The organism is uncultured Sunxiuqinia sp. (assembly GCF_963974515.1).
In the GTDB taxonomy this organism is placed as follows: Bacteria; Bacteroidota; Bacteroidia; order Bacteroidales; family Prolixibacteraceae; genus Sunxiuqinia.
Genome location: NZ_CAXBDD010000131.1, coordinates 1 through 8472 on the forward strand (window position 1 = coordinate 1; position 8472 = coordinate 8472).

General features: G+C 48.0%; 5 protein-coding genes. All 5 read right to left on the reverse strand.

Features of this window, described 5'->3' with window-relative positions; all coding sequences use genetic code 11:
* Window positions 1-460: 460 nt before the first annotated feature.
* The gene (locus AAC033_RS17275; protein WP_339740429.1) at window positions 461-1627 is read right to left on the reverse strand and encodes a cellulase family glycosylhydrolase; all 1167 of its coding nucleotides are present in this window, start codon (window positions 1625-1627) and stop codon (window positions 461-463) included.
* A gap of 30 nt (window positions 1628-1657) precedes the next feature.
* Window positions 1658-2518, reverse strand: coding sequence for a DUF6265 family protein (locus AAC033_RS17280; protein ID WP_339740431.1), 861 nt, complete (start codon window positions 2516-2518; stop codon window positions 1658-1660).
* Window positions 2519-2898: 380 nt separating this feature from the next.
* Window positions 2899-4566, reverse strand: coding sequence for a rhomboid family intramembrane serine protease (locus AAC033_RS17285; RefSeq protein WP_339740433.1), 1668 nt, complete (start codon window positions 4564-4566; stop codon window positions 2899-2901).
* Between the two features lie 389 nt (window positions 4567-4955).
* Window positions 4956-5804 carry a DUF6263 family protein gene (locus AAC033_RS17290; RefSeq protein WP_339740435.1) on the reverse strand — a complete coding sequence of 283 codons (849 nt, stop codon included), beginning with the start codon at window positions 5802-5804 and terminating at the stop codon, window positions 4956-4958.
* Window positions 5805-6148: 344 nt separating this feature from the next.
* Complete coding sequence (locus tag AAC033_RS17295; protein WP_339740437.1) at window positions 6149-8428, reverse strand: TonB-dependent receptor; 2280 nt, start codon at window positions 8426-8428, stop codon at window positions 6149-6151.
* Window positions 8429-8472 lie beyond the last annotated feature (44 nt).

Here is an 8472-nt window from a genome sequence, read left to right on the forward strand (position 1 = left end):
AATTTATCAACAAAATTTCGGTTGATAAATTTGCATAGGTCTTAGAATTCAGTCGAAAGTCAGGCCAGTTAAAGCCTTTTACAATTACCTAGGTTGAATCCTGCTTGTCGATTTTAAAACCTTTGTCCGGGAAATCCTGAGCATCAAAAATCGGATCAAATCCTAGGCCCATCTCCGGGGCTTTTTTTTAGCTTCAGGCAGCTTGTTACTCAGTTCCGATTTGAAAGCAGCGCTTAGGCCCGCCTGGCTGTTTACCCAAGCCATTCGTCCAATCTCCGTATTTTGGACATTACAAAAGGCCACATAGTTGTTCACGAACTGAATGGGCACTTCGTAGTGGGTTCAGTCTGCATGTGCATGATGGTGTCTGGCTTGGTCTTTCTGTTGTTCGATTTAGCTGACTGACAAGCCCATAACGCCACCCCGAGAATAATAGTCTCAGTTTTCATTCTCGTTTCTCTTAATGCTTTTGAAGGAGCGTTAGTAGTTTGCGGTCGAGTTGGTGCCCATGCCAATCTTCATAAGCCACATCCTCGCGTTTCGAATCGAGCAGGCCAAACTCGCCCCTGAAATTCCACAAGCCCCAGCCAATGTTATTTTCCGTCAGGATGTCCAACACGTCGCCAAACCACGACAGGAAAACGTCGTGTGGGGTTTTAGTCCAGCAGCCACATTCGCCGCAATGAACTCCAACACCTTGTTTGGCCAGGTCGATCCAAGGTTGGTAGAATTCTTCCAAATCTTTTTTACTGTAATATCGGCCGTCAATCATGCCGGGCCACTTGGGCTCGGGAAGATTCTCGGGGTCTTTGAAGGCCCAAGGCGCTTTATAGTGCGAAATGTAGTGTGGGAAATAGCCCCGGCAACTCTGGGCAATATCCAGGTCGGCTATTTCGGGGATGACGGAGCTGCCGGTATCGTTGCCATCGGCAATGACGAGGTGATTGGGATTCGCCTCGCGAATAGCTTCTGAAGCGTTGAAGGCCACTTTTCGGTAAACGCTGCCCGGAACGGAACTTCGTTTCGAATGCTGGTCGTTCATATCTTCGCGCATGCCCGGCTCGTTCACCAGGTCAAAGCTTACCAGCTTATTGGTCATGCCTTTGTAACGGGTTCCCCAAAAATTCCAGTGGAAGTTAAAAGCATCCTGAGCTTCCTGGTCTTTCCACAGGTTGTAGGGTTCGTGAAAGCCCGAATTGACGCAGTAGCCGGGCGCCCGGTGCAGGTTGAGGCTCATGTGTAAATTATATTTGTGTGCCAGATTGACCAGCCGGTCCACTTCTTCCACTTTCTTTTCGTCAATTTTATATACTTCTTCGGGCGTGATTTTCCGGTTGTAGTCGATATCGAGGTAACGCGGATAAGCCATGGGTAAGCGCACAAAGTCAAATCCCCAGTCGCGCATCCAGCGAAAATCATCTTCGGTGGTGTTGTTTTTGTGATTGCCGGGGCGGGGCACCGGCGAAAAGAAGTCGAGCAAGTTGAACCCGCGCCATCGGGGTAGCCTGGTTTGCGAGGGCGACACCATTCCGGCTGCCAAAAGCGGCCCGCCAGTCAATCCCACAACAGTGGTGGCGATGCCTGTCTGTTTCAAAAACGTTCGTCGGGTGAGTAGGTTGTTTTGCATCGCTATAGGTTTGTTCGTTTTCGATTTTTATTAAGGTTTCACTTTCCAAATTTTATCTGAAAACTCTAAGTATTCCGGCAATGCTGCTGAGCCATACCATTGGTACAGGTTAAAGGCCAATAGGCCTGCTTGAATAGCAGGGTCGTTTTGTAATAAGGTTTCGGCTTGTTCAAAAGTCGTTACATCAAGAATGAAAATTCCACGATAAGTATGGTCGTTTTTGGCAAGCGGTCCTGCAACAATCATTTTCCCCGCTTTAACCAAGTGATTAATATTATCCATGTGTCCCCTAAAACTTTCATTGATTAGAGTTTTATCGGTTGTTTGATTCGTTCCTGTTTTTAGGATGACCAACACAAAGCTTTTCATACCGTAATCATCACCACCCAGTTTTTGAGCTAACACGTGGTCATAATTGGGGTTTGAAATCGTGCTGTCTTTTTGAGCGGTTTGTTGTGGCTGCTTTTGCATCCTGTATGCAAATCCTTTTTGATTGCCACCGGATACGTGCACAAAAACTGCTGCATCGTTTAGTTTTTGATAGCGAATCTTTTTGGGAAAATCGTGATTCGGGTTTTCAAAAGTAAATGTACTATCGGTTTTCGTCAGTTTGAAATTGACTCCTTGTCCCTGATTTTGATTCAGAACAGTCGCAGTATAGGTGATTTCCTGCTTGGTTTGTGAAATGTCAAGGTATTCAGTAATGGTCAACTGTCCGTCTTTCAACTGATAAGAAAATCCCTTAAGGGTGTGGTCATTTAATTTGTCCCAATGCTCATAGGCATCTTTGTTCTCCACTTTCCAGGTCCCCTGTAAAAAGCTTGGGAAGGCACACTGAGCCAAAACAACCTGGGTGAGAAATAGCGTTAAAAATGCAAGAATGTATTTCATGGTCTGTCAGATGATAGGTTATTGTATCGTTCCACGGACAACGAGTGCAAGTGGTTTGAACCGATTAAAAATACAAATAATCTCCAGTCCGACACTCCTTAATTCTCACCAATGTTGTTTAAAGCCGCTAGCTCGATATGGGTCCGATTAAAGTAACTGTATTTGTCATACGAATTCAAGGTTAGTCGTGGCTCTCTCTCCGGCAGAACTGCAAGCCCCGATTCCAGCGTTAGTGCATATTGCGAAAAGCGGGATCAAATTTATTTCCATGCTGCGTAAGGCGGTTTAATCATTTTGCAAAGTCAATTCCCGATAAACCTGGGCTGCCCTGTACTTAAGCACAGCGGAGAGAACCGGCTGGGGCAAAGGGAGCACCAAGTTTAATTTTCGGTCTGTCCGACTCCCAATTCTTCCAGAATGTCTTCAATTGCTGCATTGTAGTTCAGGATAGCTGTATCGTATTTATTGGTTTTTTCGGTAATAGCCCTTGACATGGCATCGTAGCATTTTAGTCGAATATCGCAATACAATCGCAGCTTGTGAATTTGATCGTGAATACCCGGAGGCAGCTCATATTGGTCAACACTATCAAGTAGTGCGATGCTGGCCTCCCAGTTCTTGATCCCGTTGTTTTCAATTTCAGCCAGAATTTGCTCATCTGTTGCGTAAGGCTCCATACGATAAAAGCCGAGCGCTTTTTCTTCTAACAGCACAAATTTTTGCATTTCCAGCTGGTAGCGGGCAAAGTCGCGCTGAATGTTGTTCTTTAGCAAGACAATGGAACTGAGCAGCATGACAACAGCCAGCGCTCCAATGGTGGCGAGCTTCAGTTTTGCGTCAGGCTTTTTTAGGCTTGGGTAGAAGGCATAACCCATTAGCAGGCCGCTGAGTAGACCGCCAATGTGGGCCGCATTGTCAATCCCGGCTTTCATCCCGTTCGCCAGATTATAGAAAACAAAGACACTGATGCTGATGAGTAGTGACTTGCGGGCCGATTTTTCTATCAAGTTGGTTGTGAGCATGGACAGGAAAACGCCGTAAAGGCCGAAGATTGCTCCTGACGCACCGGCACTGATGGCCACCTCGTGCCAAAAAACACTGGTGGCGCCGCCTACCACTCCCGATAACAGGTAAGCTGCAGCGAGCCTTGTTTTGCCAAGATAAGGTTCAAGCAGCAAACCAATGTATAACAACGCATACATATTCATCAGCAAATGAACAATACCGATATGGATAAACAGGTGGGACCCGAGCCGCCACCATTCGCCATTGAGCGTTAGCGGGCGGAAATTAGCGCCCCACTGGATTAACTGCAGACCGTCGGGTAACAGGAGACTTACGCCAAATGCAATCATAGCAAGAAACAACAGTACATTAAGCAACACAATAACCGGCGTGACGAAATACCCTCTTTGAGGCACAAACAGCGAAAACACGCTGGTCATTTTCTCTTTTTTAACTAGCGGCGTCTCCCACGTCTGGTCGTTGCCGGCAGCAAAGCCAGCCGACAAGTCGCTGTATTTTTCGGTGAGGGTTTCGGGATCGACGGTGCGATGTAACTTCTCGAAGGTTTCTATAAACGCCTCAATGTTTCGGCGATTTTTACCCCAGTCGAATAGCTGGATGCCGGTACATTCGCTTTTTAAATCGATTCGGCCGATGCCGACCTTCACCGCTACTTCCTCGCTCCACGAGGCCAGCGAAAACCCGGTGTAGCCCACAAAGCCCGACGCTGTCAGATAACCGGTTTTCCAGCCCAGCTTTTGAGCGGTTTGCCAGGCCAACACATAAGCTTGCTCGGGTGTCAGGTCGCCAAAAAGGATGCTGTCGGCTTGCCGGGGCGAAAAGCCAAACGACAGGCGTTCTTTATTTTCACCGGTCGCTCGTTGTTTTTGCTTTTCGATGTTTAGCGAGTCAATTTCGAAGCTTGCGCAGCGCTCTTCAAAATCGGGTTTCGTATCGGTCAGGCTGCAAATGATTCCCTGTTGCGAATTAAACTTGCGGTGTTGGCAAATTTTGCAGTAATTCAGTTGGTGTGCGCGGTCCATGGTCGTTGGTTTTTCAAATACTTTTTGTATGCTGAAACTAACTCGTAAATTGCGATAAAAACTCAAGTCTTGTAAATCAATACCTCTCCAATAAAGCAATTGCTATTTTCATTGTCATTCGAATTCAATGTTAATCATGGCTTTCTCCCCGGAAGAACTGCAAGTTGTGGCCAGCAGCGTTAGTGCATACCGCGAAGATCGGGTTCGATTTAAGCGTTCGGTCTCTTATCATCCAGGCTTTATCCGTATATATTGATCCGTTTCGCTTGTCTCTGGCTTGTACCATGCGGTCTGGCGCCCCGCCAGCCTCCTCTGGCACCCACGGACTGATTCCGTGTCAGTTGGCGATTTCGTCTGGCTACCGGGCGTCATCTTCCTGTTCGCTGGTGCTAGTTTGTAACCGCCATTTCGGTGGTCATGGTCATCGGTATTTTCATTCCGCCAGGTATCTGAGGATTTGCCTTGATATAGGCATCGCCCTTAATCTCTTGGTTAATTTTCGCTTCCATAGTCCACCCCGTATTTTTATCAACCTTTATCTCGGATTTCACGGAACCGGTTAGGTCATATTTCATGGGCATTCCATTCGCCTCTATGTAGGCATCTTTATCAGCCGTTTTAATCGTCGAATTTCCGCGTATTAGCCCATAGTCTGATGTCAAATCAACCAATTCGTAGTTGGTATTCATTATTGCCGGCATACCGGATTCAAGCTTCGTATTGATGGCCCATTTTTCGCCTATACCAACTGGCTGGTCAGGATAGATCGCCGTTACCATTTCAAGGTTGCCTTTTAATGCTGCGGCTCCATATGATTGCATGATCTGGCCTTTTATCTGTTCTCTATGCCGATCCGAAAGCTGGTCAAATTGATTGATGGCAGTTCCCCAGAGTGCTTCAACGTTTTTAATTTCAGTAACTTTTCCTGTTTTGGTCATGGTAACTAAAAACGTTTTACCGATCATAGCACCCAAAATATTGGAGAAGACATCATTTTCATCTTTTTTTTCTGAATTGAACTCCATTGTTGCTTGTGGCATTTGCATCGACATGCTTAGTTTCTCAAATTTAGTGTCCATGTCAAAGCCATTTCCATCAATGGCTTTGACCAGGAAGGTCATTGTTCCACTAATTGTCATGGCCATATTCATTGTCTGTCCGTTAACTTCCTGACTGATGTTTAATTTAGAATTCGTGATCTGCCGATATACCTTGCCATTCTCAAGCTTAAGGGACAAATCGAAACTTTGTGATTGACAAACTGAAAAAATTAGCGTTACGAGAATTATGGTGAGAATTATTTTCATTTCATACAGCTTAAGCTTCATTTTTTTTATGCTGTTTTTGGGGACTTTTTTTCGCTCTACAAGTTAAGTAATCATACAGAATAAATTATTTAGGCAATTGTAATTTAGTTTCATTCAAAATAAGAAGGATCCAGTTTTCGGTGTTCAGTCGCGGTATTCCGTTTCGTCCAACCACTGTCGATAAAGGACAACTGAATGACCATCAAAGACCAAAATTGACAAACAAAAATGACCGCAATTCACGGTCATTTTGTTTGCATGGCCCTTCGCTCAGCTTAGCGAAAATGATAGCTCAGGCTCAGGTAAAAACTACGGCCCGGCGAATAGATCGGGCGGCTTTCCACACTTCTTACCGATCGTGAAAGGTGTTCGTAATAGGCCTCATCGAGCAGGTTGTGCACGGCAGCCGACGCGCTGAATTGTTTGCTGATGGCGTACGAGGTTTTCAGGTCGAGCAAGTTGAAGGCCGGTGTTTTGGTTTCGCCATAGCTTTGGGCAATGCGGTTTTGCTCGAAGGCATGGCGCAGGTTCAGTTCGGCACGCAGCCTCCTTTGCACGAAGGAGCCAATCAGCCGGTAGCGGAATTCCATAGGCGGAATTTCGGGCAGGGCTTCATCGGTTATGGTGTTTTGCCCGCGCGTGTAGGCCAGTTCGGCGATGTGCTGCAGGTGGCTGCTCCACGCTTGTTGCCAGCTCATTTCAAAACCGGTGATCCGTGCTTTGTCGATGTTTACAAATTGCCGGACTCCGGGTGCTGTCGCCATGTGGGGCTGCAAGTCCCCCCTGATTTCCGAAGAAATGTAATCGCTCAGGAACGATGAAAACAGGTTGATGTTTACAATCGTTCCGGCCAGTTTGTAATCCAGGATCAAGTCGATTTGATTGTTGGTTTCGGCTTTTAGGTCTGGGTTGCCAATCAGCTCATAGGGGTCGGGCCCAATGGGGAAGTAGTTGATGTAGCGCTCGGCCAGGCCGCCACTGCGTTGTGCTGTCCCCATCCATAGGCTGACGGCGAATTGCTCCGTCAAGGTTTTGGTGCCGCCCAGGCTGAGGGCGGGGTTTAACAGGGTGGAGCTAAGACTGCTGTACTGGCTGGCAAACTTGGGATCCGGGTCACGGGCTTCGGCGTGGTTCAGTTCGAGCCTGCCCGAAAACACCAGGTGATAGCCTGACCGTTGATGGTGGTACTCGGCAAATAAACCGTTTTTGCGAATCCAGGCATCCTGCCAAACATTATCGCTCAGGGTTTGTCCGGCCATGGGGCCCATCAGCATCTCACGCTGGCGTGTTCCCTCGGCGTTTTCCAGTCGCATGTCTGTTCCTGCATAAAGCCAGTCTTCTTCGAGGTCGAAGCGTAGCTCGGTGCGGCCGCCTGCGTTGTTGGTTTTGGCTGCTGTGTTTGAGTTCACCGTCCGCGGATTCAGCTCCTTGTCGCGGTTATCCATCAGGTGGTCTACCCAGGTAGCATACACGGTGGTTGACCACGAAGAAAGTGCGGTTTGGTAGAAGGTCGCCTCGTGCCCCAGATTGATCAGCCAGGTGTCGTCTTTTCTCAAATCCATTGGCAAGGCCGCAAAGTCGACGTCTTTGGCGTAATTGTTCGAAAGCAGCACGCTGAGATTTTGCTTGTCACTAAGCTTCAGTCCTAGTTTTCCGCCTACATTGGTGCGATAGAAATCGGCTGGGATTTCAAGGCCGTCGCCATCGGAGTAGTCCTTCCCGGTGGACAGCGAACCGAAAATGCTGAGGTCGGCTACTTTCGAGCTCAGGCCAGCCAATACCTCGTTGCGGCTCACTTCGCCGTTGGTTTCGAAGCTGGTGCCAAGGCGGCCACGGAATTTCAACTGATCCGAAAATTCCGCCGCTGCACTCTTAAAGTTGATGGTTCCGCCAAAGGCGTTGCCATAGCGCAAGCTGTGGGGCCCTTTCATAAGTTCGGCCTGCACAATCATGTTCAGCGGCACCTGGCTCGAAGCCGGATCCATCCGGTTGGGGCAGCCGGCGGTGGCGCATTGAGTGCCATCAATCACCAGGTTAATTTGGTCGTACTTAAAACCGCGCAACACCGGGTCGAATCCGTAGGCGCCGCTTTTACGAATGCTGGAGATGGAGCTGAACTGCTCCAGCAAATGCCCGGCATCGTATGCCAGTTGGTCTTCTACCTGGAAGGTGAGTTGCTCGCGCTTGCCCGTTTCGGGGTGGATGCTTAAAAAGGTGATTGGCTGCAAATTATGGCTGTGGGTTGCCAGCAGCAGTTCGCCTTGCTCCAATGCCCGGGCCACCTCTTCAGCCGGAAATCGGTGTTTCCCAAATTGAATGTGTGAAATAACCAAGGGAACGCCGGCTGCAAAGTCGAGCTCAATGACCCCGTTTTCGGAAGAAATTCCCTGCTGCTCGCCATAGGCATAGTTGACGTTTTCGACGTGCTGGCGCGTGTTTTTGTCAAGAAGTTTCAGGCTGCGTACCTGTGCCAGATTTACATTCGTCAAAAGCAGCAAGACGATCAGTAAAACCTGCCCCTTCGAATAGTGGGTAGCTTGAATGATTCGATTCATTTGATTTGAATAAATGTGTTTGTTGATGGTTTAGCACGGAATCG